Below are 26,798 nucleotides of genomic sequence, written 5' to 3'. Positions count from 1 at the left end.
TCCGATTTCGCGCGACCATGTCCTCTGCCGATTCTGATTCCGAACGCGATCCCATGATGCCGCGCCGCTCGAGCGCGAGCCGCATCCTCAGGGTTATCACCTCGCCGTATTACCGTTACCGGCACGCCAAGCTGCTACATAGCGTGCGAGTGGGCCTTGCGATGATGGTGTCGATTCTCGCCTCCACCGGCATCAATATTCCGCATGGGATCTGGTCGTCGGTGACGCTGCTGGTGGTGATCGGCGGCTTGCAGCATCACGGCAACATTCGTAAAAAGGCCACCGAGCGGGCGGCCGGCACGATGCTTGGCGCGACCATTGGGCTCGTGCTGATCCTGCAGCAGAACCTGCTCGGCTCGCTGTGGCTGACCTACGTGCTGATGTCCGTCGTGGCGGGGATCTGTGCGTGGTACGCCATTGGCAAGGGAGGGTATGTCGGACTGCTGACGGCGATTACGATGTGCATCGTCGCGGGCCATGGCGACAATCAGATCGACACGGGCCTATGGCGCACGCTGAACGTGCTGATCGGTATTGCGATTGCGCTGGCGTTCTCGTTTGCGCTGCCGTTGCATGCGACTTACTCATGGCGTTACCGGCTCGCGGAAAATCTGCGTGGCTGCGCCCGGACGTACACCCACCTTGTGAACGGTGCGCCGTTTGACGCAGACGAAGAGATCAAGACGTTTCTGGAGTTGAACGCGCGGCTGGTGCAGCTTCGTCCGTTGATGCCTTGGGTAGCCAAGGAAACCGGCGTGCCGCAGGCGAAACTGGAAGAGATCCAGCGTGTTCACCGCTCGATGCTGAGTGCGCTGGAAATGATGGCGACCGGCGCGCTGGCGCACGCGGACATCGCCGCGCGTGCGGCGTTCTCCCGGCAATGCAGTGCCGAGGCGCGCACGGTGCGCGCCATGCTGCTGGCGATGGCGCGCGGCCTGCGTTTCGGCGGTGCGGCGCGCTTTCTGGCGCCTCAGGTGGTGCTGGCCCGTGTGCCGGGCGGTGCGCTGCCTGAGCACCTCGCTCCGGAACTGCAGGGGCCATACTGGCTCGGCGAGCGGATGATCGAGCAGGTCGACCGCTTGCGGGCCTTGCTGCTCGAAACCGAGCCTAACTGGAATATCGAGCGGCACGGCACGGCCGCCCGTGTCGCCGCGGCGAAGCCAGGCTGAGCCGTGTGAGGCGTCGCTTCGCCTTGCTGTCTGGTCACCTGAGCGGGCAGCGGCAGGCGCGTACTTTCAGTGGGTGCTCAGTTGGGTTGTTCGGGGGCCATCACCATCCAGCCGATCCCAAACTTGTCGGTCAGCATGCCGAAGCCTTTGGTCCAGAAGGTGGCCTGCCACGGCATGTCGACCTTGCCGCCTTCGGCCAGGGCGTTGTACAGCTTCTCGGCGTGGGCGAGGTCGTTGCCAGTCAGAGTCAGCCTGAAACCGGTATGAGTGACGCTTTCGCTCATACAGTCGTCGGACATCATGAGGATGGTCGAGCCGAACTTGACCGAGGCATGCATGACCATGTCGGCGAATTTCGGATTGGGCGTCTGGTCGGGATTGGGCGGCGCGTCCTTGTAGTGCATCTTGAACTGCAACTCGGCGCCTAGCTTGTCGGTGTAGAAGCTCAGCGCTTCTTCACACCGGCCTTCAAAAAATACGTAAGGCTGGATTTCCATGGTCGTCTCCCTGTCCCATGCAACTGATTGCGAAAGTGGTCACGCGCGACGCAGCCGCTGCCGAGGCAGACAAAACAACGCCACGACAAACGATTGTAGTCGTCTGTCGTGGCGTTGTTTGTGAAACCAGGTGAAATCCGCCGAAGCCGTGTTGACCGTCCCTGGAGAAGGGCCGGATGGCTCAGGCGTACTTAACGCAGTTAGCGAAGTTCTTCGATCAGCTTTTCCAGCTTGACCGCATCGGCGGCGAACGCGCGGATGCCTTCGGCGAGCTTTTCGGTAGCCATGGCTTCGTCGTTGACGAGGAAACGGAAGGACGATTCGTCGACCGGCACGCGTTCGATGTTCCCGCTCTGGCCCAGTTCCGGCGACAGTTTGCGCTCCACCTTGTCCGTGCTGTCCTGCAGCTTCTGCAGCAGATCCGGGCTGATGGTCAGCAGATCGCAGCCGGCCAGTTCGAGGACCTGACCCGGTGTGCGGAAGCTCGCGCCCATCACCTCGGTCTTGTAGCCGAACTTCTTGTAGTACGCATAGATGCGCCGCACCGATTGCACGCCCGGATCGTTCGCGCCGCCGTCTTTCGCTTCATCCCATGCGCTGCCGGCGTTCTTCTTGTACCAGTCGTAGATCCGGCCGACGAACGGCGAGATCAGTTGCGCGCCCGCTTCGGCGCAGGCAGCGGCCTGGGCGAGCGAGAACAGCAGCGTCATGTTGCAGTGGATGCCTTCCTTTTGCAGTTGCTCCGCGGCGCGGACGCCTTCCCACGTGGACGCGAGCTTGATCAGGATCCGCTCGCGGCCGATGCCGGCGGCTTCGTACAGCTTGATCAGTTCATGACCCTTCTCGATCGACGCCTTGACGTCGAACGACAGACGCGCATCGACCTCGGTCGAAACGCGGCCCGGGATGATCTTGAGGATTTCGGTGCCGAAGGCGATCAGCAGATTGTCGATGATCGCGCCCACCGGTTTCGACGCGTGATCGCGCACGGTTTTTTCCAGCAGCGGACGGTAGTCGGCCTTCTGCACGGCCTTGAGGATCAGCGACGGGTTGGTGGTCGCGTCCTGCGGTTTGTACTGGGCGAGTTGCTGGAAGTCACCGGTGTCGGCGACGACGGTCGTGAATTGCTTGAGTTGATCGAGTGCGGTAGTCATGTCGAGCCTTTAGGCGCACAGGCGCAATAGTCCAAAAGGTGGAGGTCGCCGCAAAGGCCACTGGAGCGGATGCTCCGGTGCCCCTGACTGCAGCATTTCACGCTGCGGCATTCCTCATGATATGGCCGGGGAATGCCGCCCGATACTTCTATTCTATGGCGGATCGGTCGCTGCGGCTTTTACATGTGCATTTGCCGATCCTTTCAGCCTTCGCCATGCCTGGCCTCAGCTTTCGCTCAGGCCCGCCTCGCATTCAGCACGAGTTGCGTGAGCACGCCTGCCACCAGGCCCCAAAATGCCGAGCCGATCGACAGCAGGGTCAGGCCGGAGGCGGTCACCATAAAAGTGACGAGCGCGGCCTCGCGCTGTTTGAGATCCTGCATGGCGTTGGCGAGTCCGCTCATGATCGAGCCGAACAGGGCCAGCGCCGCTACCGAAACCACCAGCGCCTTGGGCAGCGAAGCGAACAGTGCAGCAATTGTCGCGCCAAAGATGCCGGCGATCAGATAAAAGACGCCCGCCCAGACGGCGGCGGTGTAACGCTTGTTACGATCCTCGTGGGACTCTGGGCCGGTACAGATGGCTGCCGTAATGGCCGCAAGATTGATGCCGTGCGAGCCGAACGGCGCGAGCAGCAACGAAGCGATGCCGGTGGTGGCGATCAACGGCGCTGACGGCGTCGTATAGCCGTCGGCGCGCAAGACGGCAATCCCCGGCACGTTCTGCGAGGCCATGGCGACGACGAACAGCGGAATGCCGATGCTGATGATCGCCGCAGCCGAGAACGCCGGCATGGTCAGTACGGGCTGCGCGAGCGCCACATGAAAGTGGCTGAAGTCGAGCAGGCCGAGGCTGCCGGCCACGGCGGTCCCTACCACCAGCGTCGTCACGATCGCATAGCGGGGCGCGAGGCGCTTGAGGGCGAGGTAGGTGAAAAACATCGCCAGCACCAGCGCGGTCTGGAATTGCGCGGCTCGGAAAATTTCGATGCCGATCTCGAACAGGATGCCGGCCAGCAGCGCCGAGGCGATTCCGGCCGGAATCTTTTTCATCAGCGTGTCGAACCAGCCGGTCAAACCCACCACCGTGAGCAACAGCGCGCAGACGATAAACGCGCCGATCGCCTGTGGATATGCCACGTTCGGCAGCGACGACACCAGTAGCGCGGCCCCTGGCGTCGACCATGCAATCACGATCGGCGCGCGAAAGCGCAGCGACAGGCCGATCGTGCAAAGCGCCATGCCGATCGAAAGCGCCCAGATCCACGAGGAAATCTGCGCATCGGAGAGATGCGCCGCCTGACCTGCCTGGAACATCAGTACGAGCGAACTGGTATAGCCCGTCATCATCGCGACAAAGCCGGCCACGAGCGTCGATAGCGATGTGTCCGCGAACGGCCGCAGGCGCGTGGGCCGTGAGGTCGGAGGGGACAGCTCGGGGGAGGAGGGCGAACTCATACAGGAGGTCTCAGTTTTCTTATGGGTGAAGGTCTGGCGGGTGCAGCTTATTGGCGCGGCTGGTTTGCGTCAGTCACTTGCTTAAGGTGCGCATCGCGGTCTCCAGACCGGCGAGGGTGAGAGGATACATCCGATGGCCCAGCACTTCCCGGATCGCCGATACCGATTGCCGATATTCCCACAGCCCTTCCGGCTCGGGATTCAGCCACGCGTGATGCGGGAAATGGTCGGCGAGGCGCCGCAGCCACACCGCACCGGCCTCGGGATTGTTGTATTCCACCGAGCCGCCTGGCTGCAGTACTTCGTAGGGGCTCATCGTGGCGTCGCCGACGAAGATCAGCTTGTAGTCCGGCGTGAACTTGTGCAGCACGTCCCAGGTGGGCATGCGCTCTGCATGACGGCGGCGGTTGTTTTTCCACAGGAAGTCGTACACGCAATTGTGGAAGTAATAGAACTCGAGGTGCTTGAACTCTGCCTTCGCGGCGGAGAAGAGTTCCTCGGTGCGCTTGATGTGGTCGTCCATCGATCCACCCACATCGAGCAGCATCAGCACTTTCACCTTGTTGTGCCGCTCCGGCACCATCTTCAGATCGAGCCAGCCGGCGTTCGCCGCGGTGCTGCGGATGGTGTCGGGCAGGTCAAGTTCTTCGGCCGCGCCTTCGCGCGCAAAGCGCCGCAGCCGCCGCAGCGCGACCTTGATGTTGCGCGTGCCGATTTCCACCTGATCGTCGTAATCGCGATAGGCGCGCGCTTCCCACACCTTGGCGCCGGTGCGGTTGCCTGCCGCGTCGCCACCGATGCGGATGCCCTCGGGGTTATAACCGCCGTTACCGAACGGCGACGTGCCGCCGGTGCCGATCCACTTGTTGCCGCCTTCGTGGCGCTCCTTCTGCTCCTCGAACAGTTCCTTGAGGCGCTCCATCAGCTTGTCGAGGCCGCCCATCGCTTCGATCTGCGCTTTTTCTTCCGGCGACAGATCGCGCTGCAGCTTCTTTTTCAGCCAGTCGAGCGGGACGTCGAGCGCCAGTTCGGATTTGGCCGCCACGCCGTTGAAATAGGCGCCAAAGGCCTGGTCGAACTTGTCGAAATACTGCTCGTCTTTTACGAGCGTCAGACGGGCGAGGTAGTAGAACTCGTCGAGCGACGGCGCGATCACGTTGCTCTTGAGTGCCTCAAGCAGCGTCAGGTATTCCTTGACGGAGACCGGCAGCCTGGCCGCGCGCAATGAGTAAAAGAAGTCGATCAGCATGCGGTTTCCTCCGCTTCAGCGCACCCGGATGCCGGTGCGCCGTCGCAAGGCGTGCGTGTGTGATTCAGGCGCACGCACTCCGTTCAACGGTTGTTGCGGTTCATGAAAATGAGCCGTTCGAACAGGCTCACGTCCTGCTCGTTCTTCAGCAGCGCGCCATGCAGCGGCGGAATGATCTGCTTGTGATCGGACGAGCGCAGCGCTTCCGGCGGAATGTCTTCGGCGAGTAGCAGCTTCAGCCAGTCGAGCAGTTCTGAGGTAGACGGCTTCTTCTTCAGACCCGACACGTTGCGCAGTTCGAAAAAGCTCGCCATTGCCGCGCTCAGCAGGTCTTTCTTGATGTTGGGGAAGTGCACTTCGACGATCTGCTGCATCGTCACCGGGTCCGGGAACTTGATGTAGTGGAAGAAGCAGCGGCGCAGGAATGCGTCCGGCAGTTCCTTCTCGTTGTTCGACGTAATGATGACGAGCGGGCGGTGCTTCGCGCGCACCAGTTCGTGCGTCTCGTAGACGTAGAACTCCATGCGGTCGAGTTCGCGCAGCAGGTCGTTGGGGAATTCGATGTCGGCCTTGTCGATCTCGTCGATCAGCAGCACGGTCTGCTGGTCCGCTTCGAACGCCTGCCACAACACGCCTTTGACGATGTAGTTGCGGATGTCCTTGACGCGCTCGTCGCCCAGTTGCGAATCGCGCAGGCGCGACACCGCATCGTATTCGTAGAGGCCTTGCTGCGCCTTGGTGGTGGACTTGATGTGCCACTGCATCAACGGCATGCCAAGTGCGGCCGCCACTTCCTCGGCAAGCATGGTTTTGCCCGTGCCGGGTTCGCCTTTGATGAGCAACGGACGTTGCAGCGTCATCGCGGCGTTGACCGCGAGCTTGAGGTCGTCGGTGGCGACGTATTGCGATGAGCCTTCGAAACGCATGACGAGACGCTCTTTCGGGGAAAAATTCCAGTATAAGTCAGAAGCCCTGTTGGCCTGATTCGGGCTGTCGTATGGTGTCACCCGCACCGGCTACCGGTGCGCGGCCCGGTGGGCGGGCCGCGTGCGGCGGTTTGTCTCGTGCGGGTTTGCCCTTAGTGCGTGTGCCTCGCGGGGCGCTTTGCCCCGCCGGCTGGCGCTTCCCCGCTCTGTGGACGCCCCGCGCAGCGGCGCGGTACAATTAGCCCGATTTTTTTGGCCTGCGTGGCAACCTTAGAAGAATAATGGTGCAGGCCGTTGCCTTTTCGGGCGCCCGTTTCCCCTCAAGCCAGGTTACATGCTATGAATAAATTCGTCGTCAAACACGTCGTGATCACAGCGCTGTCGGTGCTAGCGGGCTACGCGGCCACTGTGCAGGCAGCGGATATCGTCGGCAACGCCAAGGCGGGCCAGGGTAAGGTCTCGATGTGTATTGGCTGCCACGGCATTCCTGACTACCGCACGGCGTACCCAGAGGTCTATCGGGTGCCTATCCTCGGTGGCCAGAATCAGACGTACATCGAGAACGCACTGCACGAGTACAAGAAAGGCGACCGCCGCTTCGAAACGATGCACGCCATCGCCACGTCGCTGTCGGATCAGGACATCGCCGACATTGCTGCGTACTACGCGGCGCAGACCTCCGCTTCGAAAAACAATCCCGACAAGTGATCGGCTGCGGTCATCCATCCAGTCACTCGGCTATTTACTTTCGCGGGATAGGAGAATTCATGAAGAAGCCTCAACTGGCACTCCATACGATGTTCAAGGCTGCCTGTGCAGCAACGGCATTGCTCGGTCTGGCCGCAGCCAACGTGGCGTATGCCGCCGACGCCGGCAACGGCAAGGTGCTGGCCGATGCGCACAATTGCGCAGCTTGCCACGGCGTGAACCTGAACAAACCGGTTAGCCCGGAATACCCGAAGCTTGCCGGTCAGCATGCCGACTACGTGTACTGGGCGCTGCGCCAGTATCAGATGGGCAACGGCAACCCGCACTTCGGCCGCAACAACCCGATCATGCAGGCGCAGGTGCAGAGTCTGTCGCAAAGCGACATGAAGGACATCGCGGCGTATGTCGAGTCGCTGAGTGGCGACCTGGTCGAGAAGAAGTAAGCACGTCGCGCCTCGCGGCGTGCTTTGCTGATGTGAAAACGGAAACACCCCGCCTTGGCGGGGTGTTTCGCTTTGGGGCGGTTGAACGAGGTGCTTGAATGACGTGTCTGGTGCCGGTCGACGTGCCAACGCGGGATGCGCGTTAGTCGACGCCCGACAGTCGACCCGCGTCAGTCGCGCGACGCGCGGCGCTCGATGCGCTGCAGGTAGGCGTCCGTGTCGGGCGGTGTGCCGGTGCGTTGCGCCTCCCAGAGCGTCTCGCCGAGGCACTCCATGATGGCGTGCTGTGCATCGTGGGTTGAGCCCAGGCGGCCCACGAGCCGCTCATGTGCGGCGCGGATGCCAGGCGGCTGATCGATCGACAGTTGCTCGCTGATCGCCAGATGCATCGACAGATGCAGAAACGGGTTGCTCTGGCCGCGTTCAGGCGAGTAGTCCTGGGCGGATGCGGCCTCGCCATCCGTGAGTTCGGTGTGGTATTCGGGGTGCTCGACGATCCAGTCGGCGGCGATTGCCTCGAGCGGTGTCAGGATCGTGCCTTCGCGCTGCTTGCGCCAGGTCTCGGTGAAAAAGCTTCGGACTTCGTCGCGGCTGGGATTGAACATCGTGGACTGAAAACGGTGGTGAGGGGTGCGAGATACGACTATCTCACAGATCCGGCGGCGGAGTCTTCGGCCTGAATTCGCACAGCGGCTCGATCACGCAGTGCCAGCATTCAGGCCGCCGCGCCTTGCAGACATAGCGCCCGTGCAGGATCAGCCAGTGATGCGCGTCCTGCCTGAATTCGGCGGGCGTGAACTTCTCCAGCGCCGCTTCTACTGCCCGCACATCCTTGCCCGGTGCCAGCCCGGTTCGATTCGCAACCCGAAAGATGTGCGTATCCACGGCGATCGTTGCATGGCCGAAGGCCGTGTTCAGCACCACATTGGCCGTCTTGCGACCCACCCCGGGCAGGCTTTCGAGCGCTTCGCGGTCGTCCGGTACCTCGCCGCCGTACTGGTCGAGCAGAATCCGGCAGGTCGCGACGACGTTCTTCGCTTTGGTCCGGTAGAGCCCGATGGTCTTGATGTAGTCCGCCACGCCGTCCTCGCCCAGATCGAAGATCTTCTGCGGCGTGTTCGCAACCGGGAACATCTTGCGCATCGCCTTGTTGACCGACACATCGGTAGCTTGCGCCGACAGCATCACCGCAATCAGCAGTTCGAACGGTGTGGTGTACTCAAGTTCGGTTGTCGGATGCGGGTTGAGGCTCTGAAGCGTCTCGTAGATGGCGCGGCGTTTGTTCGCGTTCATACCGGGGCGGATAGGTCAGGGTTTAGGCGTACGGGCGATCGGGTCGGCTTTGGCCGCTTGCGTCGGTTCATTGGCTTCGTTACCGGATGCAACGTTATCTTCGATACCGAGGCGCCGGCGGCGCGCTTCGGCAGCGTCGATCTGCGCCTGCACCTCGGCACTCACGCGCTCCACGTTTTGCGGACCGGCGCCTTTTGCGGCGAGCTCTTCCTTTTTCTTGCGCGCGCGTTCGAGCGCGGCCTGGATGATCGCGCGTTTTTTGGCTTCGGGGTCGTCGGTGGTAACCCGTGCGGACGTACCGGTCAACGCAGCAGTCCCGTCAGCGGATGCCTGAGCGGCAGCGCTAACCGACGTACCACCCGCGGCACGGCGGGCCGCTGCGCGTGCTTCGGCGGCATCGCGTTCGCGTGCGAGGCGCGCTTCGCGGCGATCGTGACGTTCACGCGCGGCGTTGGCCTCGGCCGATGTCCAGGCATCCCACCCGGTCGCCTCACCGGTGACGGGCAGCATGGCGATGCAGTCGACCGGGCAGGGCGCGACGCACAGGTCGCAGCCCGTGCACAGCGCCTCGATGACCGTATGCATTTGCTTCGGTGCACCAAGAATCGCGTCCACCGGACACGCCTGCATGCAGAGCGTGCAACCGATGCACAGGCTCTCGTCGATGACGGCAACCGGCCGCGGCCGTTCGATGCCGTTAGCGGGATTGAGCGGGATGACCGGCTTGCCGAGCAGGGCGGCCAGCCGCGCGACACCTTCGTGGCCGCCTGGCGGGCACTGGTTGTAGTTCGCTGTGCCAACGGCTACAGCTTCGGCGTACGGCCGGCATGCTGCGTAGCCGCACTTCGTACATTGTGTCTGGGGAAGCAGATCTTCGATGCGATCTGCGAGTGTTATGGAATCGGTCACAGTGAAGACGGTAAGACTGGCCGGCGGGGCGCCAAAGGCGCCTGCCGACAGTCGGGAGCCGCGCGAATTGGCTGACTCAATCAAGCTTAGGGAAATTGCTTCATTATCGCCGATTTCCCCGATTGCCATTACCAAACCATGTGCCATAATCAAAGCGCTTTTCCGAAAGACCGCAGAAGGGTGTCCCCCAACCAGCCCGTTTAGTGCTGTCGGTGCAAGGCCCGAGGAGAGGCCGGCGGCACGATCCGGATAACGCGGCTCACGATAATGCCACCATGAATCAGCCCAAAATCAAAAGAGATCCTGAAGGCACCCGGCGCCGTATCCTGCTCGCGGCCGCCGAGGAGTTTGCGAATGGTGGGTTGTTCGGCGCACGCGTCGACCAGATCGCCCGCCGAGCTGAAACGAATGAACGCATGCTCTATTACTACTTCGGTAGCAAGGAGCAGCTATTTACGGCTGTGCTCGAACACGCCTTCGGCGCGTTAAACGAGGCGGAACGCACGCTGGAATTGAACGGCATTGCGCCGGTCGAGGCCATTACGCGGCTTGCGCATTTCGTGTGGGACTACTACCGGGATCATCCGGAGCTGCTGCGTCTTGTGAATAATGAGAATCTGCATGAAGCGCGCTATATGCAGAAGTCCACGCGCATCCGGGAAATGATCTCGCCGATTGTTGCAACACTCGGTGGCATTCTCGAGCGTGGTCAGCGAGCAGGCCTGTTTCGAACCAATGTCGACCCGTTGCGCTTCTACGTCACGCTTTCGGGCATGGGCTACTACATCGTGTCGAACCGCTACACGCTGGAAGCAACGCTCGCCCGTGATTTCAGCGCACCCGCGGAGCGCAGCGAAGTCGTGCAGATGAACACCGAGTTGCTGCTCGCGTACCTGCTTAGGCGTTAAACGCCAGGGTTCGCTTCCAAACGACAACGGCCCCTGCAGGGGCCGTTGCTTCACATTTGATGCGCACACAACTTTCGACGTGGCGGCCCGGTTTCAGCAAGGCCGCCATGCTGCGTTGTGTTCAGGCTTCGACTTTTTCCTTCGCGGTCTTCGGCGCCTTGTTGTGCGCGAGGATGAAGTCGCGCAGCTGCGGATAAATGATGGTGCGCCAGCGGCGGCCCGAGAAAATGCCGTAGTGGCCGCACTTTTCCGCCGTGAAATGCTGCTTGTGCGCCGGCGGGATGCCGCTGCACAGATCCTGCGCGGCGCGCGTCTGGCCGTCGCCGGAGATGTCGTCGAGCTCGCCTTCGATCGTGAAGAGGGCAGTCTTCTTGATGTCCTGCGGCCTCACGCGCTCGCCGGCCACATCCCAGGTGCCTTCGGCGAGGCGGAATTCCTGGAAGACCACGCGGATCGTGTCGAGGTAGTATTCCGCGTCCATGTCGAGCACGGCGTTGTACTCGTCGTAGAAGCGGCGGTGTGCTTCGGCGTCTTCTTCGTCGCCGCGCATCAGGCTCTGGTAGTAATCCCAGTGCGAGGCCGCGTGGCGCTCCGGATTCATGGCTACAAAACCCGTGTGCTGCAGGAAGCCCGGGTAAACCTTGCGTCCTACGCCCGGATAATTCGGCGGCACCGTGTAGATCACGTTGTTGTCGAACCATTCGAACGAGTGCTGCGTGGCAAGCGAATTCACCGAGGTCGGGCTCTTACGCGCGTCGATCGGGCCGCCCATCATCGTCATGGTGCGCGGCGTGTCTTCGCCGCGGCTCGCCATCAGCGAGATGGCAGCCAGCACCGGCACGGTCGGCTGACATACGGAGATGACGTGCAGATCTTTCGCGCCGATGTGGCGGATGAATTCCTGAATGTAAGCAACGTAATCGTCGAGCTGGAATCGGCCCTCTTCGAGCGGCACCATGCGCGCATCGATCCAGTCGGTGATGTACACCTTGTGGTCTTGCAGCAGGGTGCGCACCGTATCGCGCAGCAGCGTGGCGTGGTGGCCGGACAACGGCGCGCACACCAGGACCACCGGCTCGTCTTTCAGTTGACTGACAGCGGCGCTGTCGTCAGCGAAACGCTTGAAGCGCAGCAAACGGCAGAACGGCTTTTCAATGATGGTCTGCTCGATGATTGGGATGTTATGACCATCCTTAACAATCTGATGCAGGTTGAATTCGGGTTTTTCGTAGTCTTTGCCGAGCCGGTAGAGCAGTTCGTAACCAGCGGAAAGACGGGTGGCGCCCGGGACATAGGCGAGAGGGCTGGCCGGATTCGCGAAGGATTTCGACGCGGCCTGGGCCCAGGCGGTCAGCGGGCTGAGCAAAGCCCGCTGGAATTCATGCAGTTGATAGAGCATGGGTGCTCCGGCGTTGGGGCGATTCGCATGGGGCTTCGCAAACACGCGTTTCGCGTTGCAGCGGGCCGTTGTGGTTGTAGGCGCTTGATTATCGGCCAAGAGTCTCGCTTGATGATATCGGACAAAGTACTTTTGTGCAACGCAGCAATGCGACGCCTCCTGGTAGCTAAAACGTCATTAACTCATGGTACGGGCGATGTTGCTGCGCCGCTATCAGGGGTTGCCGCAGGGTCAAGTTTGTCGATCTCGCTGCCGTTATGCGCCGCCGCAATTTGAGACGGCGCATTTGGCGACGGCGCATTCTGCGACTCCCCATCATGCGACGGCTGTCCGGTCGCCTTCGCCATCTCCTGTTCGTGTTTCATGAGGTTCAGGCCAGTGTGCACCAGGGCCACGTGTGAAAACGCCTGCGGGAAGTTGCCAACGAGGCGCTTCTCGGCCGGGTCGTATTCCTCGGCCAGCAGGCCGACATCATTAGCCAGCCCGAGCAGCCGCTCGTACATCTCTTCAGCTTCGGCCACGCGGCCCTGCATGGCGAGGTTATCCACCATCCAGAAGCTGCAGGCGAGGAAAGTGCCTTCGCCGGGCGGCAAGCCGTCGTCGAATTCCGTGGTGCGGTAGCGCATCACAAAGCCGTCGCGCATCAGATATTTTTCCGTCGCGGCGACCGTGCCCGCCACACGCGGGTCCGACGGCGGCAGGAAACCGACCTGCGCGATCAGCAGGACGCTCGCGTCGAGCTCGTCGCCTCCGTAGACCTGGGTGAACGCGTTGAGCGTCGGGTTCCAGCTTTTCTCGCAGACCTGGGCGTGGATCTGGTCGCGAATCGCTCGCCAGTGGTCAACCGGACCGTCCAGATCGAACATTTCCGCGGACTTGATGGCGCGGTCGAACGCCACCCACGCCATCACCTTTGAAAAGGTGAAATGTTGGCGGCCACCGCGCGTTTCCCAAATGCCTTCGTCGGGCTCTTGCCAGATGGTTTCCAGATGTTCGAGCATCTCGCACTGCACGTTCCAGGCGGTGTCGTCGGCCTGCAGGCCGCCCACCCGCGCCAGATGCAGGGCGTTCATCACTTCGCCGTAGACGTCGAGTTGCAACTGGCCGGCTGCGTTATTGCCGACGCGCACCGGCTTCGCGCCCTGGTAGCCGGGTAGCCAGTCGATTTCGAATTCCGGCAGGCGCCGCTCGCCGGCAATCCCGTACATGATCTGCAACTGTTCGGGCGCTCCCGCCATCACGCGGGCGAGCCAGCTGCGCCATGCGCGCGCTTCGTCGAAGTAGCCGCCGCGCATCATGGCCAGCAGCGTGATGGTGGCATCGCGCAGCCAGCAATAGCGGTAATCCCAGTTACGCGTGCCCCCCAGGTGTTCTGGTAGCGAGGTGGTAGGAGCGGCCACGATGCCGCCAGTCGGTTCGTAGGCGAGCGCCTTCAGCGTGATCAGCGAGCGGCGGATCGGCTCGGCGTACTTGCCTTCGATCGTGTTGCGCGCCGACCACTCGCGCCAGTGGTTCTCGGTTCGTGCGAGCGCGGTGTGAGGATCGTGGGCGGGAGGCAAACGCAGATGCGACGGCGAATACGCGAGTGAGAACGGCACCCGTTCGCCGGGCGACACGGTGAACTCGGCGACGGTGTGCATATTCTCGCCGTGCAGTTCGACGGGCGTGCGCAGCACGGCGGTGTCCGGCCCGACGATTGCCTTGATGCCACTATCGTGCTTCAGACGGCTGACCCACGGAATCGAAAAGCCGTAATCGAAGCGCAGCACCAGTTCCATCTTCATGCGCACCTTGCCACGGCGGCCCACCACGATCCGGACCAGTTCCGATGAACCGTTGCCGGGTGGCATGAAGTCGATCACCGTGACCGCGCCGTCGGCGGTTTCGATATCGGTTTCGAGGATCAGCGTCTCGCCGCGATAGCGACGGGTGATTTTCGCAGGCGTCTCCGGTTTGCCGGATCTGGACGAGCTGGAGGATTTGCCGGCGCCTTCAGAACCTTCGGTCCCTTTGGTCCCTTTGGCCTCCTCGGACTCCTCGGCTCCGTCAGTCTCTGGAGAGGCCGGCGCGATCAGCCAGCGGCCGTTCTTTTCGGTACCAAGGAGTGCGGCAAAGCAGGCGCCCGAGTCGAAACGTGGCCAGCAGAGCCAGTCGACGGAGCCGTCACGGGAGATCAGGGCGGCGGTGTGACCGTCGCCGACGAGAGCATAGTCTTCAATAAGAGCGGGCATAGATGACTGGGTAAGCGGTTTGAGCGGCGTAAGCAAGGCGTAAAGCGTGCGCCTCGCGCGCGCCGGGACGTTGTTATTACCGGACCTGCGTCATGTACTTTGGTTCAGCAAGCCCTGCGGACAATCCGTCTTGGCATTCTGGGATAACGATGCTTACAATTGGATTTTCGGTAGATGAGCAAGGATCTTGCCGCAGGTCCGGGTACGTCGGTCCATTGCATACGCAAACGCTGTTTTCGAGGACGAAAGCCATGCTGAACCCGTCGAAATCCGATTGCATCACCATTCTCTCGGCCGCCAGCGAACTCGCTGACGATTCCATGCTTGCCCTCGATGCCAGCCGTCTGGGCCTCTCACGCAACGGGATGCAGGCTGCCGTTTGCTTCCTGATCGAGCGCGCCTGCTTCAGGCACTACCAGAAGGGTGAGGGCCATTATGCCGTTGGTGGCCTGTCGCTGCAGGGAAGGCTGCGCCTCGAGCAACTTGCCCACGGTTGAAGCCAGGGATAAACCCCGTTGATTGCCACGGTAAGCCCCACAGGTAACCCGAGGCAGGGCGCAGCCTTGCCCGGTCACCCGCAGATCAGATCGCTTACGCAGACAGAGCGCCGGAATCAAAACCCGGATGCATCAGAAGTGTGACGCCCCTACGCCGAAGATCCCGATAATGCCGATGATGATCAGATAGAGCGCGACGATGTAGTTCAGGAGGCGCGGCATCACAAGAATCAGAATGCCGGCGATCAGCGAAACAAGCGGGCCGAGACTAAAGGTCACGTTCATGGAGACTCCGGGTGGTTGAGAGAGCTGTAAGAGGGAATTCTCATCGGGCGGCAGGATGCGCCACCCGCCATTACCGGAGCGAGCCTGCGGGCTGCGCGATCCGGCTCGACGCTTTGCTTCTATCTTCTATACTTGCCCCCACAATAAAAACACCTGGAACGAGGCGTTCCCGAACCGGGCGTTTCTAAACCGGGTGTTCCAGACCGCGTGGCAGACCAGTGGCACGATCAAAAACTGATAACCCGATGTCCAGGAGGTCGACATGCATCGTAGTGCCCAAGCCGCTGCAAGCGTCACGCATCAGCCGTCGTTTCAGTCCGCCAGGAAGGCCGCATTTGCGCCATCGTCGCGGTCTGCCCATTCGATAATAAAAGGTTTCGTGCTTATGGTTTCGATTGTTGCTTCACAGGCGTTCGCGCAGGATGCCGGACCCGCACCGGCCGATGGTGTCTACGACATGATCGTCGGCACCTACACGGGCGGCAAGAGCGAAGGCATTTACGTCTACCGGTTCGATACGAAGACCGGCGACGCGACTCCGGTGTCCGTCGCGAAGACGGTCAATCCATCGTATCTGGTCGTGAGCAGCGACCGCCGTCATGTGTATTCGGTCAACGAACTGCCGGGCGACAACGGCCCGGCCTCGCAACGCGGCGGCATCAGCGCGTTCGGTTTCGATCCGGCGAGCGGGCAGCTGACGTTTCTCAACAAGGTATCGGCAGAGGGCAATGACCCGTGCTATCTGAAGATCTCGCCGGACGGCAAGTATCTGCTGACGGCGAACTACTCGGTGGCGGCGGATCCCGGCGGCAGCTTCGCAGTTTTCCCGCTGCAGGGCGATGGCCAGGTGGGGCAGGCCGTGTTGACCGTGCATCATGAGGGCGGCGGTCCGGTGAAAGGGCGCCAGGACAACTCGCATGTGCATTCCACGGTGTTCTCGCCCGATGGCCAGTATCTGTTCGCCCAGGACCTCGGCGCGGACAAGCTGTATTCGTACCGCTATACGCCCGACGGCAGCCGCGGTCTCTTCGGACCCACCGAGTGGCGTTATACGGATGTGAAGGCCGGCAGCGGTCCACGTCATCTGGTGTTTGGGCCGGACGGCAAATACGCGTATCTGACGAGCGAACTGGCAGCGACCGTCACCACGTTCCGCTACGACAACGGCAGGCTGACGCAGCTGCAGGTGTCGCCGCTCACCGAGCACGGCTTCAAGGGGCAGGTGGGGGCGGCGGCGATCCATCTGTCGCCGGATGGACGCTTCCTCTATGCGACGAACCGTGGAGACGCGAACGAGATCGTGATCTTCTCGGTAGATCCAGCCAACGGGCATCTGAAACTGATCGGACGCCAGTCGAGTCTCGGTAAATCGCCGCGCGAGTTTGCCATTGATCCGACCGGCAACTGGTTGATCGTCGGTAACCAGAACAGCGATACCGCGTATGTGTTCAGGCGCGATCAGCAGACTGGTTTGCTCGAGGCGAATCCCAAGCGCATCGACATCGGCTCGCCGGTTGATTTCAAGCTGGTGTCGCCTTCGTAAGTCTGCTTACTCGGCGGGGCCTGGCGCGAGGACTTCGCGGCTGCCGTTGATGCCCATCGACGACACGAGGCCCGCTGCCTCCATCTGTTCCACCAGCCGCGCTGCACGGTTATAGCCGATGCGCAACTGGCGTTGCACCGACGAGATCGATGCGCGCCGCGTGCGCACCACAAAGGCGACCGCTTCGTCGTAGAGGGGGTCGGCTTCGGCATCGGGCACATCGCCGAACAGGTCCTGGGTGGCGCCGTCGGAGGTGGGGCCATCGAGAATTCCTTCCTCGTATTGCGGCTCGCCGAACTGCTTCAGGTACTCGACGATCCGGTGCACTTCCTCATCGGCGACGAATGCGCCGTGTACGCGTTGCGGATAGCCGGTGCCAGGCGGCAGGAACAGCATGTCGCCCTGGCCGAGCAGCGACTCGGCGCCCATCTGGTCGAGAATCGTCCGTGAGTCGATCTTCGACGATACCTGGAAGGCGACCCGGGTCGGGATATTGGCTTTGATCAAGCCGGTGATCACATCGACCGAGGGACGCTGCGTCGCGAGGATCAGATGGATGCCGGCTGCGCGCGCCTTCTGCGCGAGACGGGCGATCAGTTCTTCGATCTTCTTGCCGGCCACCATCATCAGGTCGGCCAGCTCGTCGATCACAACCACGATCAATGGCAGCGCTGCGAGCGGTTCGGGCGCTTCGGGCGTCAGCGAGAACGGGTTGCCGAGCTTCTTGCCGTTGGCTTCAGCATCGCGGATTTTCTGGTTGAAGCCCGCGAGGTTGCGCACGCCGACGGCCGACATCAGCCGGTAGCGCTTCTCCATTTCACCGACGCACCAGTTGAGCGCGTTGGCGGCGAGTTTCATGTCCGTGACGACCGGTGCAAGCAGATGCGGAATGCCCTCGTAGACCGACAGCTCGAGCATCTTCGGGTCGATCATGATGAGCCGCACGTCTTCGGGCGTGGCCTTGTAGAGCAACGAGACGATCATCGCGTTGATCGCCACCGACTTGCCCGAACCGGTCGTGCCGGCCACCAGCATATGCGGTGCTTTCGCCAGATCGGCGACCACGGGATGTCCGGTGATGTCTTTGCCCATGGCGAGCGTGAGCATCGAATGCGAGTGCTGGTAGACGTTGGCTTCGAGGATTTCGGACAGCCGGATGGTCTGGCGCTTCGCGTTCGGCAGCTCGAGACCCATGCAGGTTTTGCCGGGGATCGTTTCGACTACGCGAATCGAGGTGAGGCCGAGGCCGCGCGACAGGTCCTTCATCAGTCCGACGATCTGGCTGCCGCGTACACCGAGCGCGGGCTCCACTTCGAAGCGGGTGATCACCGGGCCGGCCGAAGCGCCGACCACGGTCACCGGCACCTTGAATTCCTGCAGGCGCTGTTCGATCAGCAAGCCGGTTTCTGCGAGCTTTTCTTCGGAGACGGGTTCGACGTCCGTGTCGGCGCGGGCGAGCAGATCGAGGGTCGGCAGTTCGACGCGGGATGCGGCCGGGGCGTGGAACTCGAATACGGTTGGCGCGTGGCCGCTTACCGGTGGCCGAGGTGCGACGGGTTCGTTGGCCGGTTCGCTGCGTGGGAGCGTGAACGGGGCTGCGGCCGTGGCCGCGGCTGCCGCAACGGCGGGGGCGATTGGGGTGTCGGGTTGGTCGTCGTCTTCGCCTTCATCTTCGTTGAGATGTGAGGCGATGCGTGGGGCGGCGTGGTGATCGAAGGGCGTGTCTTCGAAGTCGTCGGCGGTCGTGTCGAATGGTGCCTGGCTACCATGCGATGCGGCGCTCGCGCTGCTCCCGACGCTCGCTGCGGCAAAGCCGGGGAAGCGGACGACGTTCGATGCAACAGGAGCAGGCGCCGGTTCGGCCACGACGTGTTCAGACGCACTCGACGTATCGGCGCGATGGCCGGCATCGGGTTCGGTGTCAACTTCCGTTTCCCATGGCGCTAGCGATTTGTCGATGATGAGGTCGGCGGCCGGCGCGAGTGCCGCACTGGCCGCGCTCGCGTGGTCGATGTTTGCTGCCGGCGTCTTCGCGATGCTTTGCTGGTCGGGCAGGGCGGCTTCGATCAATGCCGAGGTCGTCGCGCGCGGTTGCACTTCGAGCGGAGCGGACACCGGCGCAGCCTTCGGCACTTCCACGGGTGCGACAGGCTCTGGCGAAGGGGTGGCCGGTGCGCCAACATCAGCTCGACTGTCAGCAGCTTCCCTATCGGGTCGCGCAGAGGATGTGCCGATGGGGGTTGCCTCCGGCACCGGCGTCGGACTAACCGCAGGTTCGTCGACGGGCATGTCAGCATCGGTGCTGATCCTGACGTTTTCCGGGCTGCGTCGGGCGAGACTCACGCCTGCGATCGTCGTCCAGCGTGCCGCATTCTCTTCGATGCTGCGTAGGGTCTCCTGCACGCTGGCGGGCGGCGTGACGTGCTCCGCTGCCGCCGCGGGTCGGGAAAAACCGGGTGCGCTCGGCACGCGCGCACCCGAAGCAGCCGCATGTTGCGGGGTCGGTGCTGTACCGGCCATGGGCCGCAGGGTTGGGATGGAAACGGTCGGCGTCGCGTTGCGCGGCACCGCTGGCGGCATGCTGGTAGGCACGGGTGTCGTGAAGGGCTGTATTGACGGCGCGCGGTTCGGGGTCGGCCTTGACCCGGTTGCTGCATCAGGCATAGCCCGGCTGGAGTCGAATGCCCGTGGGACGCTCGTTGCAGCACCAGCACCAGCACCAGCACCAGCACCAGCACCAGCACCAGCACCAGCACCAGCACCAGCCGCCGGTGTCGCCGGCAGCCCACTCCGAACCGGTGCCGTACCGCGCAACGCATTGCCTGGCTCGCGCGGCCATCCGGCTGGCGCGACAGGTTCGGCCGCCGCGCTCCGGACGCCAGCTTGCCGACCCGGCGTGCCTACGCGCATCGCGCCAGCGCTATCAGCCGGCGCTGCCTGTCCACGCCGGCCCGTGCTTTTCGCTTGCCAGGCCGCGCTACCAGACGCTGCGTTTCCGCGCGCATCCGCGGCCACCGAATCCTTCGCGCCCACGGCACCCGCGCCACCCGCTGCCGCACCGGACCCCGCCGCCGCACCGCGTGCGCCCGCAGAAGGCCGCCACACCGTCGGCCGCGCGTAGCGCCCCTTGGCCTTCGGGGCCATCGGATTGGCCGGTGTCGACGCATAAGCAGGCAACGTATCGTCGACGCTACTACGCCGGCGCGCGTCCTCGTCGCGTTTGGCGAGCCCGCGGTTCAAGCCGAGGCCAAGGCCAAACGCACCGTCCGCCCAGCGCGCGACGCGGCTCCAACGAAAACCGATCAGCCACGGCAGGCTCACTACCAGCACCGCAAGCATCACGAGCGGCGTGCCGATATGCCCGAGCAGGCGGCCGAAACCCGCCGCCAGCGCATGCCCGAAGCCGTCCGTGCCTACCGTCCCGGGCAGCAACGCTTCCAGCGTCGAGCTCGCCACCAGCACGCCGATAAAGCCGAGCCAAAGCCGGATCGTGCCGGGCCCGCGCAGCCCGGCGCCGCCTGGCAGCACAGACTTTGCGAGACGCAACAGAAGAGGGATGAACCAGACGGCCGACACGCCGAACCAGCCGAAAACTACCGTGTGCATGCTAGACATCAACGAATGAGGGATCCGCGAAGACGCAACCCATCGAGTTTAACCGGGGAAGCGTAACGCTTCGAAGACAGCCTCATTTGCCGTCGTGCCGCGCGAACGTCAACTTGTCGCCGTCTTCGAGGATCAACTGCATTTCCTGCGGCGCGCGCATCTGCACGCCGGTACGGGCGACGTGCGCCAGCGCGTCGAGGTAGTCGCCTTCAATCTGGCCGCCGGGCGTCGAACACGCCATCCGCGTTCCGGCGAGCGGCCCGAAGCTCAGCTTGCCGTCCTTCAGCCCGTAGGTACCCATATAACGGTTGCAACCGGAGAAACCGCTGGCGCGCCGCTGGCCGGTGGCCGTCGAGAGCATGAGGGTGATCGGCGCTCCGCTGTCGGCGCCCGGGACGGCGCGCATCGTGCCGTCGGCCTGCTTCCAGCTGCTGAGATCCCATGAAGTGTCGTCGAGCAACTGCGTTGCCGCCGGGTTGAACGGGTCGGGCGGCGGCGCCTTGGAATCCGGATGCGTGGGCATCGAGCAGGCGGCCAGCAGGGTGGCAACGCCCAGCGCGGTGAAAAGCGGTGCGGGCAGCGCGGCAACGAGACGCGCAACACGTCGCGCTGAAGACGTTTTGATCATGGCGTCGGTCCTCTTCAAACTGGCAAAGGCGTAAGGGTAACGCACTCAGGATGCCGCGCGCGAGCGCTCGTCGCTGCGCGCCCGGTGCAGAGGTTGCGCATGTTAACATTGCTGATCTACCCATTCCATCTCATCCGACATTTTTCTGGAGACCCCATGCAGATCGGCCAACGGATCGGCACCCCGCTTTCTAACTCGGCGACGCGCGTGATGCTGCTCGGCGCGGGCGAGCTGGGCAAGGAAGTGATCATTGCATTACAGCGCCTTGGCGTTGAAGTGATCGCGGTGGACCGTTATCCGAACGCACCGGGTCATCAGGTCGCGCATCGCGCCCATGTGATCGATATGACCGACCGCGCCGCACTGCGCGCGCTGGTCGAACAGGAACGGCCGCATCTGATCGTGCCGGAAATCGAAGCCATCGCCACCGACGCGCTCGCCGCCATCGAGTCCGACGGTCTCGCCGAAGTGATTCCCACCGCGCGCGCCACGCAACTGACGATGAACCGTGAAGGCATCCGGCGTCTGGCGGCCGAAGAACTCGGCTTGCCGACTTCGCCGTACGCGTTTGCGGACTCGCTCGAGGAACTCAAGGCGGGCATCGCGAAGGTCGGTTATCCGTGCGTCGTGAAACCGGTGATGTCGTCGTCGGGCAAGGGCCAGTCCGTGCTCAAGAGCGACGCCGACGTCGAACCGGCATGGCAATACGCGATGGCGGGCGGCCGCGTCAACCATGGGCGTGTGATCGTCGAAGGCTTTATCGACTTCGAGTACGAAATCACGCAGTTGACGGTGCGCGCGATCGATCCGGCAACGGGCAGCACAAGCACATATTTCTGCGATCCGATCGGCCATGTGCAGGTTGCGGGCGACTACGTCGAATCCTGGCAGCCGCAGCCGATGAGCCCGGTCGCGCTCAAGCGTTCGCGTGAGATCGCCCACAAGGTCACGGAGGCGCTTGGCGGCCGCGGCCTGTTCGGCGTGGAACTTTTCGTGCGCGGCGATGACGTATGGTTTTCGGAAGTGAGTCCGCGTCCGCATGACACGGGACTCGTGACGCTGTGCTCGCAACGTCTCTCTGAGTTCGAGTTGCATGCGCGGGCGATCCTCGGATTGCCGGTCGACACATCCCTGCGTGCGCCGGGGGCGTCAGCCGTGATCTACGGCGGCCTGGATGAAGCCGGTATCGCGTTCGAAGGTGTAGCTGCGGCGCTGGCCGTGCCCGATGCGGATCTGCGGCTGTTCGGCAAGCCCGAGAGCTTCGTCAAGCGGCGTATGGGCGTGGCGCTCGCCACCGGCGCGAATACCGACGAAGCCCGGGCACGTGCGAAGCAGGCTGCTGCCGCGGTACATCCGGTGTCGGCGAAATAAGCTGGAACGCGCGCTCGTCTGTCACAGTGAGCCGCGGTAACTCGCACGCCACGCATCCCGCAGGCGCGCACGGAGTTGCAGTATTGAAGGCAGGAGCAGTACCCATGAAGTCAGACACCCGCAAGATTGAGCGGCTTCGCCGGATGGGCCGCCTCGGAGCGCTGGGCGTGCTGGTAGCGCTGTGTGTGGGCCTGGCGGGTTGCGGTCTTGCCGCCGCGCCGTGCCGCGTCGCTTCTGCCGGATTGAAAATCGTGCCGGTGGTCGGCCACGTCGCGGCGGCGCCGACCGACGCGTGCGCTGACGTCATCGATCCCTGAACGAACGGCAACCCTTCCAGACGGCTGACAGCCAGGCGAGGAATCCAATGAGGAAACGGCTCGTTGCGGTAACGGGTTTGCTGGCTGGGCTGCTGGAGATGGCGGGGTCGATCGCTCCGGTTTCGGCGGCGCCGTTGAGTCTCGCCCAGATCCAGCCGAAAAACCCGCAGACCCACAAGTACACCTGCGCTACCGGCAAAATCCTGCAGGTCACCTACTGGAACGCAGTGAACGGGCAGAGCTTCGCGCTCGTGCCCGTCAAAGGCCAGTCGATGCTGTTTGTCAACACGCTCTCGGGCTCCGGGGCGAAATACCAGGCCGGCAGCTATACCTGGTGGACCAAAGGTCCGCGCGCCGATCTGTACGACGCGACCGCGGGCGAGAATGCGCCGCCGATTCTGTCGGACTGCGTGACGATCGTGCGCTAGAGCCTGACCGCTTGATAGTCGGCCACCCTGGCCGCGAGGCCGCATCACCCCAAGCCATTGCCGATCTGCGCGCAGATTTTTCTCTCAGGTAGTAAGCTGTTCGGCGCGCCCACCGGTTTCCGCGTGGCCGCGCCTGTCATCGTCTTCGATCACCCGTTCCCGGATCCCACTGCGTGGGCGTGCCGTCCGCGCTCGTTCGTCAAGCGAGACTCTCAATGAAAGCATCGGATCTGTTCGTCAAGTCGCTGGAAGCCGAAGGCGTCGAATATATCTTCGGCATCCCAGGCGAAGAAAACCTCGATCTCCTCGAGTCGCTGCGCCGCTCCAAAATCAAGCTGATCCTTACACGTCACGAGCAGGCCGCCGGTTTCATGGCTGCGACCTACGGGCGTCTGACGGGGCGCACTGGGGTGTGTCTGTCGACGCTCGGGCCGGGCGCCACCAACTTCGTCACCGCGGCGGCGTATGCGCAGCTAGGCGCCATGCCGATGCTGATGGTCACGGGCCAGAAGCCGATCAAGACCAGCAAGCAGGGGCATTTCCAGATTGTCGACGTGGTACGGATGATGGAGCCGCTCACCAAGTACACACGGCAGATCGTCTCGATCGGCAATATCCCGGCGCTGGTGCGCGAAGCTTTCCGTCAGGCCGAGGAAGAACGCCCCGGCGCGACGCATCTGGAGTTGCCTGAGGACGTCGCCGACGAAGAGGGCGATGGCAAGCCCATTCCCAAGAGCTTCAGCCGCCGTCCGGTCGCGGAGGAGAAGGCGGTTGCGCGCGCGGTCGAGGCGATCACGAGCGCCAGACATCCGCTGCTGATGATCGGCGCGGGCGGCAATCGCAAGACCACCACCAAGATGCTGCGCGAGTTCGTCGACCAGACCGGTATCCCGTTCTTCACGACGCAGATGGGCAAGGGCGTGATCGACGAATCGCATCCCATGTGGCTCGGCAACGCCACGCTCTCGGACGGCGATTTCGTGCACCGCGCCATCGACCATGCGGACTGCATCATCAACGTGGGCCACGATGTGATCGAGAAGCCGCCGTTCTTCATGCGTGGCACCGATTCGCACGAAAAGACTGTGATTCACGTGAACTTCCTCGGTGCTGAGGTCGATCCGGTGTATTTTCCGCAGATCGAAGTGGTGGGCGATATTGCCAATGCGGTGTGGCAGTTGAAAGAGAGCCTGAAGGAAGGTCAGGAGCATTGGGATTTTTCGCGCTTCAAGGAGATCAAGCAGCACTTCGAGGAGCATCTGGCCAAAGGTCAGAACGACAGCCGTTTCCCGATGTACCCGGTGCGGATCGTCCACGATGTCTACGAGACGACGCCGGTCGACGGCATCGTCTGTCTGGACAACGGCATGTACAAGATCTGGTTCGCACGTTATTACCGCGCTCACGAGCCGAATTCGCTGCTGCTAGACAACGCGCTCGCCTCGATGGGCGCAGGGCTGCCGTCGGCGATTGCAACCAAGATCGTGCACCCGGATCGCAAGGTGATGGCCGTGTGCGGCGACGGCGGCTTCATGATGAACTCGCAGGAGCTCGAGACGGCGGTGCGTCTGAAGCTCGATCTGGTGGTGCTGATCCTGCGCGACGACGCGTTCGGGATGATCCGCTGGAAGCAGGAGAACATGAATTTCCCCGACTACGGGATGACGCTGCGCAACCCCGATTTCGTCGCCTATGCCGAGAGCTACGGTGCCAAGGGGCACCGCATTTCGTCGGCGGACGAGTTTGCGCCTTTGTTGCGCGAATGCTTCGTGACGCCGGGCGTGCATGTGATCGACCTGCCGATCGACTACTCCGACAACGAGCGGGTGCTGAACCGTGAGATCAAGCGGCTGAGTGCGCAACTCTGAGCGCGAGCGGGGCATGCGGTTTGCTGTAATGGCTGCGTTTGCCACATGCCCCGCTTCAACAGGCGTGGAACTGGTCGCATCGAGGAGAACGTGTCATGTTGAAAAAGACTTACCCGTACTACCTGGCCAATGTTGCGGTTGCAGCCAATACCGATCTTGAAGTCACGGACAAATTCAGCGGTGAAGTCGCCACGCGCGTTGCTATGGCCGACGCGGCGGCGATCGACAAGGCCATCGGTCTCGCGGTGGAGGCGCTGCCGGCGCTGCGCGAGTTTCCACCGTTCAAGCGTCAGACAGTGCTCGAACACTGCGTGAGCCGTTTCCGCGAGCGCTACGACGAACTGGCAATGGCGCTGTGCATCGAAGCCGGCAAGCCGATCAACGATTCGCGCGGCGAAGTCACGCGGTTGATCGATACGTTCAAGGTCGCCGCGGAAGAGGCCGTGCGCATCGACGGCGAGATCATCAATCTGGAGATTTCGCCGCGCGCGAAGGGCTATCACGGCTATGTGAAGCGTGTGCCGATCGGGCCGTGCTCGTTTATTTCGCCGTTCAATTTTCCGCTCAACCTGACCGCGCACAAGGTGGCGCCAGCGCTGGCCGCGGGCGTGCCGTTCGTGCTGAAACCGGCCAGCCGCACGCCGGTGGGCGCGCTGATCATGGGCGAGATCCTCGCGGAAACGGATCTGCCCAAGGGCGCGTTTTCGATCCTGCCGGCGCATCGCGATGGCGCGGATCTGTTCACCACCGACGAGCGCTTCAAGCTGCTGTCCTTTACCGGTTCGCCGGCTGTGGGCTGGGAACTGAAGCGGAAAGCCGGCAAAAAGAAGGTGATTCTGGAGCTGGGCGGCAACGCAGCGGCGATCGTCGACGGCGACCAGGGCGTCAAGCTCGATTACGTGGTCGACCGGCTCGCGTTCGGTGCGTTCTATCAGTCGGGACAAAGCTGTATCGGCGTGCAGCGGATTCTGGTGCACACAAGCATCTACGATGCGCTGCGCGAGAAGCTGATCGCGAAAACGCGCTCGCTGATCATGGGCGATCCGAAGAACGAGAAGACGTTCGTCGGGCCGATGATTTCCGAATCGGAGTCGAAGCGCCTCGCCGGCTGGATGGAGAGCGCGGTGCTCGACGGCGCCAAGATTGTGGCCGGCGGCAAGGTGGAAGGCGCGATGTTCGAGGCGACGCTACTCGAGGATGTGAAGCGCGATTCGGACCTCTATCGCAAGGAGGCGTTCGGTCCGGTGGCGATTCTGGAGCGCTTCGACGATTTCGATGCGGCGCTCACGACCGTCAACGACAGCGACTTCGGTCTGCAGGCCGGGATATTCACCGATTCGCTCGCCCATGCGCACCAGGCGTGGGACCGGCTGGATGTGGGCGGCGTGGTCATCAACGATGTGCCGTCGTTCCGGGTGGACAATATGCCGTATGGCGGTGTCAAGGATTCCGGGCTCGGGCGTGAGGGTGTCCGCTACGCGATCGAGGATATGACCGAGCTGCGGTTGATGGTGATGCGCGAGACGTGGTGATCTGGGAGTGAGAGTGGTTGAAGGGCGACGGGGCGACCGCTCCGGCTTACGTTTGTCATACGTTTGCAGTGCTTCGGCCACAGCCCGCTCCCGCTTGATGCGCTGTCACAGGACTGTCGCCTGCATACCCTAGTCTGTGCGGGCTTGTAGCCGTTCCCGGCGCTCTTGCGCCCCGTTTTCCGGGGTGTGAGCAGAAAGCGGGCGCATGCGCCATGAGTGTTTTTGCTGAAGTGCTACAATACCGGCCTTTCCGGCGGGTGTTTCCGTCGGCCGGAGCCGGCTGCATCCTTCCCTGACTAGATCGGGTCCCGTGCGGCACGCCGTGGCTCCGCTTCATCCTGATGCCCTACGCGGCCCCGGCCGCTGCCGCGCCCCCCGCG

At 62.9% G+C, this 26,798-nt stretch carries 24 protein-coding genes; 11 read left to right on the top strand and 13 right to left on the bottom strand.

Annotated elements, in window-relative coordinates; translation table 11 throughout:
- Positions 1-17: 17 nt before the first annotated feature.
- On the top strand, positions 18-1,169 hold the full coding sequence (locus BUS06_RS17505) for an FUSC family protein (protein WP_083611454.1): 1,152 nt from the start codon (positions 18-20) through the stop codon (positions 1,167-1,169).
- A 77-nt stretch (positions 1,170-1,246) separates the two neighbouring features.
- On the opposite strand, the gene BUS06_RS17500 is transcribed toward BUS06_RS17505, so the two are convergent.
- The 5 genes from BUS06_RS17500 to BUS06_RS17480 form a co-directional block, all read right to left on the bottom strand.
- The gene (locus tag BUS06_RS17500; RefSeq protein ID WP_074265403.1) at positions 1,247-1,666 is read right to left on the bottom strand and encodes a VOC family protein; all 420 of its coding nucleotides are present in this window, start codon (positions 1,664-1,666) and stop codon (positions 1,247-1,249) included.
- Positions 1,667-1,866: 200 nt separating this feature from the next.
- Complete coding sequence (gene tal, locus BUS06_RS17495; protein ID WP_074265402.1) at positions 1,867-2,820, bottom strand: transaldolase; 954 nt, start codon at positions 2,818-2,820, stop codon at positions 1,867-1,869.
- A 236-nt stretch (positions 2,821-3,056) separates the two neighbouring features.
- Entirely contained in the window at positions 3,057-4,277 is a 1,221-nt protein-coding gene (locus BUS06_RS17490) for a benzoate/H(+) symporter BenE family transporter (RefSeq protein WP_074265401.1), read from the bottom strand.
- 73 nt (positions 4,278-4,350) lie between these two features.
- Entirely contained in the window at positions 4,351-5,526 is a 1,176-nt protein-coding gene (locus BUS06_RS17485; protein WP_074265400.1) for a vWA domain-containing protein, read from the bottom strand.
- 83 nt (positions 5,527-5,609) lie between these two features.
- Complete coding sequence (locus BUS06_RS17480) at positions 5,610-6,452, bottom strand: AAA family ATPase (protein ID WP_074265399.1); 843 nt, start codon at positions 6,450-6,452, stop codon at positions 5,610-5,612.
- Between the two features lie 339 nt (positions 6,453-6,791).
- Between BUS06_RS17480 and BUS06_RS17475 the strand changes: the two genes are divergently transcribed.
- On the top strand, positions 6,792-7,160 hold the full coding sequence (locus tag BUS06_RS17475) for a c-type cytochrome (protein ID WP_074265398.1): 369 nt from the start codon (positions 6,792-6,794) through the stop codon (positions 7,158-7,160).
- A gap of 59 nt (positions 7,161-7,219) precedes the next feature.
- A complete protein-coding gene (locus tag BUS06_RS17470) occupies positions 7,220-7,603 on the top strand; it encodes a c-type cytochrome (RefSeq protein WP_074265397.1) in 384 nt (127 codons plus the stop codon).
- 170 nt (positions 7,604-7,773) lie between these two features.
- Here BUS06_RS17470 and BUS06_RS17465 read toward each other — a convergent pair whose 3' ends face one another.
- The 3 genes from BUS06_RS17465 to rsxB are packed head-to-tail and all read right to left on the bottom strand — an operon-like array spanning position 7,774 to position 9,805.
- On the bottom strand, positions 7,774-8,208 hold the full coding sequence (locus BUS06_RS17465) for a DUF1841 family protein (RefSeq protein WP_074265396.1): 435 nt from the start codon (positions 8,206-8,208) through the stop codon (positions 7,774-7,776).
- A gap of 43 nt (positions 8,209-8,251) precedes the next feature.
- The gene (gene nth, locus BUS06_RS17460; protein WP_074265395.1) at positions 8,252-8,896 is read right to left on the bottom strand and encodes an endonuclease III; all 645 of its coding nucleotides are present in this window, start codon (positions 8,894-8,896) and stop codon (positions 8,252-8,254) included.
- Positions 8,897-8,911: 15 nt separating this feature from the next.
- Entirely contained in the window at positions 8,912-9,805 is an 894-nt protein-coding gene (gene rsxB, locus BUS06_RS17455) for an electron transport complex subunit RsxB (protein ID WP_074266161.1), read from the bottom strand.
- 275 nt (positions 9,806-10,080) lie between these two features.
- Between rsxB and BUS06_RS17450 the strand changes: the two genes are divergently transcribed.
- Positions 10,081-10,713, top strand: a complete 633-nt coding sequence (locus tag BUS06_RS17450; protein ID WP_074265394.1) for a TetR/AcrR family transcriptional regulator — start codon at positions 10,081-10,083, stop codon at positions 10,711-10,713.
- Between the two features lie 121 nt (positions 10,714-10,834).
- Here BUS06_RS17450 and BUS06_RS17445 read toward each other — a convergent pair whose 3' ends face one another.
- Both BUS06_RS17445 and BUS06_RS17440 read right to left on the bottom strand, forming a co-directional pair.
- Positions 10,835-12,112: a polyhydroxyalkanoate depolymerase gene (locus tag BUS06_RS17445; RefSeq protein WP_074265393.1), complete on the bottom strand. Its 1,278-nt coding sequence runs from the start codon at positions 12,110-12,112 to the stop codon at positions 10,835-10,837.
- Positions 12,113-12,294: 182 nt separating this feature from the next.
- Positions 12,295-14,343, bottom strand: a complete 2,049-nt coding sequence (locus BUS06_RS17440) for a glycoside hydrolase family 15 protein (RefSeq protein ID WP_074265392.1) — start codon at positions 14,341-14,343, stop codon at positions 12,295-12,297.
- A 251-nt stretch (positions 14,344-14,594) separates the two neighbouring features.
- On the opposite strand from BUS06_RS17440, the gene BUS06_RS17435 reads away from it, so the two are divergent.
- Complete coding sequence (locus BUS06_RS17435) at positions 14,595-14,840, top strand: hypothetical protein (protein WP_074266160.1); 246 nt, start codon at positions 14,595-14,597, stop codon at positions 14,838-14,840.
- 132 nt (positions 14,841-14,972) lie between these two features.
- Here BUS06_RS17435 and BUS06_RS17430 read toward each other — a convergent pair whose 3' ends face one another.
- Positions 14,973-15,125 carry a DUF3096 domain-containing protein gene (locus BUS06_RS17430; RefSeq protein ID WP_074265391.1) on the bottom strand — a complete coding sequence of 51 codons (153 nt, stop codon included), beginning with the start codon at positions 15,123-15,125 and terminating at the stop codon, positions 14,973-14,975.
- Positions 15,126-15,387: 262 nt separating this feature from the next.
- Between BUS06_RS17430 and BUS06_RS17425 the strand changes: the two genes are divergently transcribed.
- Positions 15,388-16,668, top strand: a complete 1,281-nt coding sequence (locus BUS06_RS17425) for a lactonase family protein (RefSeq protein WP_429286262.1) — start codon at positions 15,388-15,390, stop codon at positions 16,666-16,668.
- 6 nt (positions 16,669-16,674) lie between these two features.
- Here BUS06_RS17425 and BUS06_RS17420 read toward each other — a convergent pair whose 3' ends face one another.
- Together BUS06_RS17420 and BUS06_RS17415 are read right to left on the bottom strand one after the other, a co-directional pair.
- On the bottom strand, positions 16,675-20,274 hold the full coding sequence (locus BUS06_RS17420) for an FtsK/SpoIIIE family DNA translocase (RefSeq protein WP_074265390.1): 3,600 nt from the start codon (positions 20,272-20,274) through the stop codon (positions 16,675-16,677).
- An 82-nt stretch (positions 20,275-20,356) separates the two neighbouring features.
- A complete protein-coding gene (locus BUS06_RS17415; RefSeq protein WP_074265389.1) occupies positions 20,357-20,902 on the bottom strand; it encodes an META domain-containing protein in 546 nt (181 codons plus the stop codon).
- A 156-nt stretch (positions 20,903-21,058) separates the two neighbouring features.
- Between BUS06_RS17415 and purT the strand changes: the two genes are divergently transcribed.
- From purT to BUS06_RS17390, 5 genes are all read left to right on the top strand, one after another.
- Positions 21,059-22,273 carry a formate-dependent phosphoribosylglycinamide formyltransferase gene (purT, locus tag BUS06_RS17410; protein WP_074265388.1) on the top strand — a complete coding sequence of 405 codons (1,215 nt, stop codon included), beginning with the start codon at positions 21,059-21,061 and terminating at the stop codon, positions 22,271-22,273.
- A gap of 104 nt (positions 22,274-22,377) precedes the next feature.
- Positions 22,378-22,590: a DUF6726 family protein gene (locus BUS06_RS17405; protein WP_074265387.1), complete on the top strand. Its 213-nt coding sequence runs from the start codon at positions 22,378-22,380 to the stop codon at positions 22,588-22,590.
- A gap of 47 nt (positions 22,591-22,637) precedes the next feature.
- Positions 22,638-23,018: an MliC family protein gene (locus BUS06_RS17400; protein WP_074265386.1), complete on the top strand. Its 381-nt coding sequence runs from the start codon at positions 22,638-22,640 to the stop codon at positions 23,016-23,018.
- A gap of 215 nt (positions 23,019-23,233) precedes the next feature.
- Positions 23,234-24,886 carry an acetolactate synthase large subunit gene (locus BUS06_RS17395; RefSeq protein WP_074265385.1) on the top strand — a complete coding sequence of 551 codons (1,653 nt, stop codon included), beginning with the start codon at positions 23,234-23,236 and terminating at the stop codon, positions 24,884-24,886.
- A 95-nt stretch (positions 24,887-24,981) separates the two neighbouring features.
- Complete coding sequence (locus tag BUS06_RS17390) at positions 24,982-26,418, top strand: aldehyde dehydrogenase family protein (RefSeq protein ID WP_074265384.1); 1,437 nt, start codon at positions 24,982-24,984, stop codon at positions 26,416-26,418.
- Positions 26,419-26,798 lie beyond the last annotated feature (380 nt).

This window comes from Paraburkholderia phenazinium (assembly GCF_900141745.1).
In the GTDB taxonomy this organism is placed as follows: Bacteria; Pseudomonadota; Gammaproteobacteria; order Burkholderiales; family Burkholderiaceae; genus Paraburkholderia; species Paraburkholderia phenazinium_B.
Note: the sequence above shows the minus strand (reverse complement) of the source record. Positions and strands in the feature narration are given on the sequence as shown.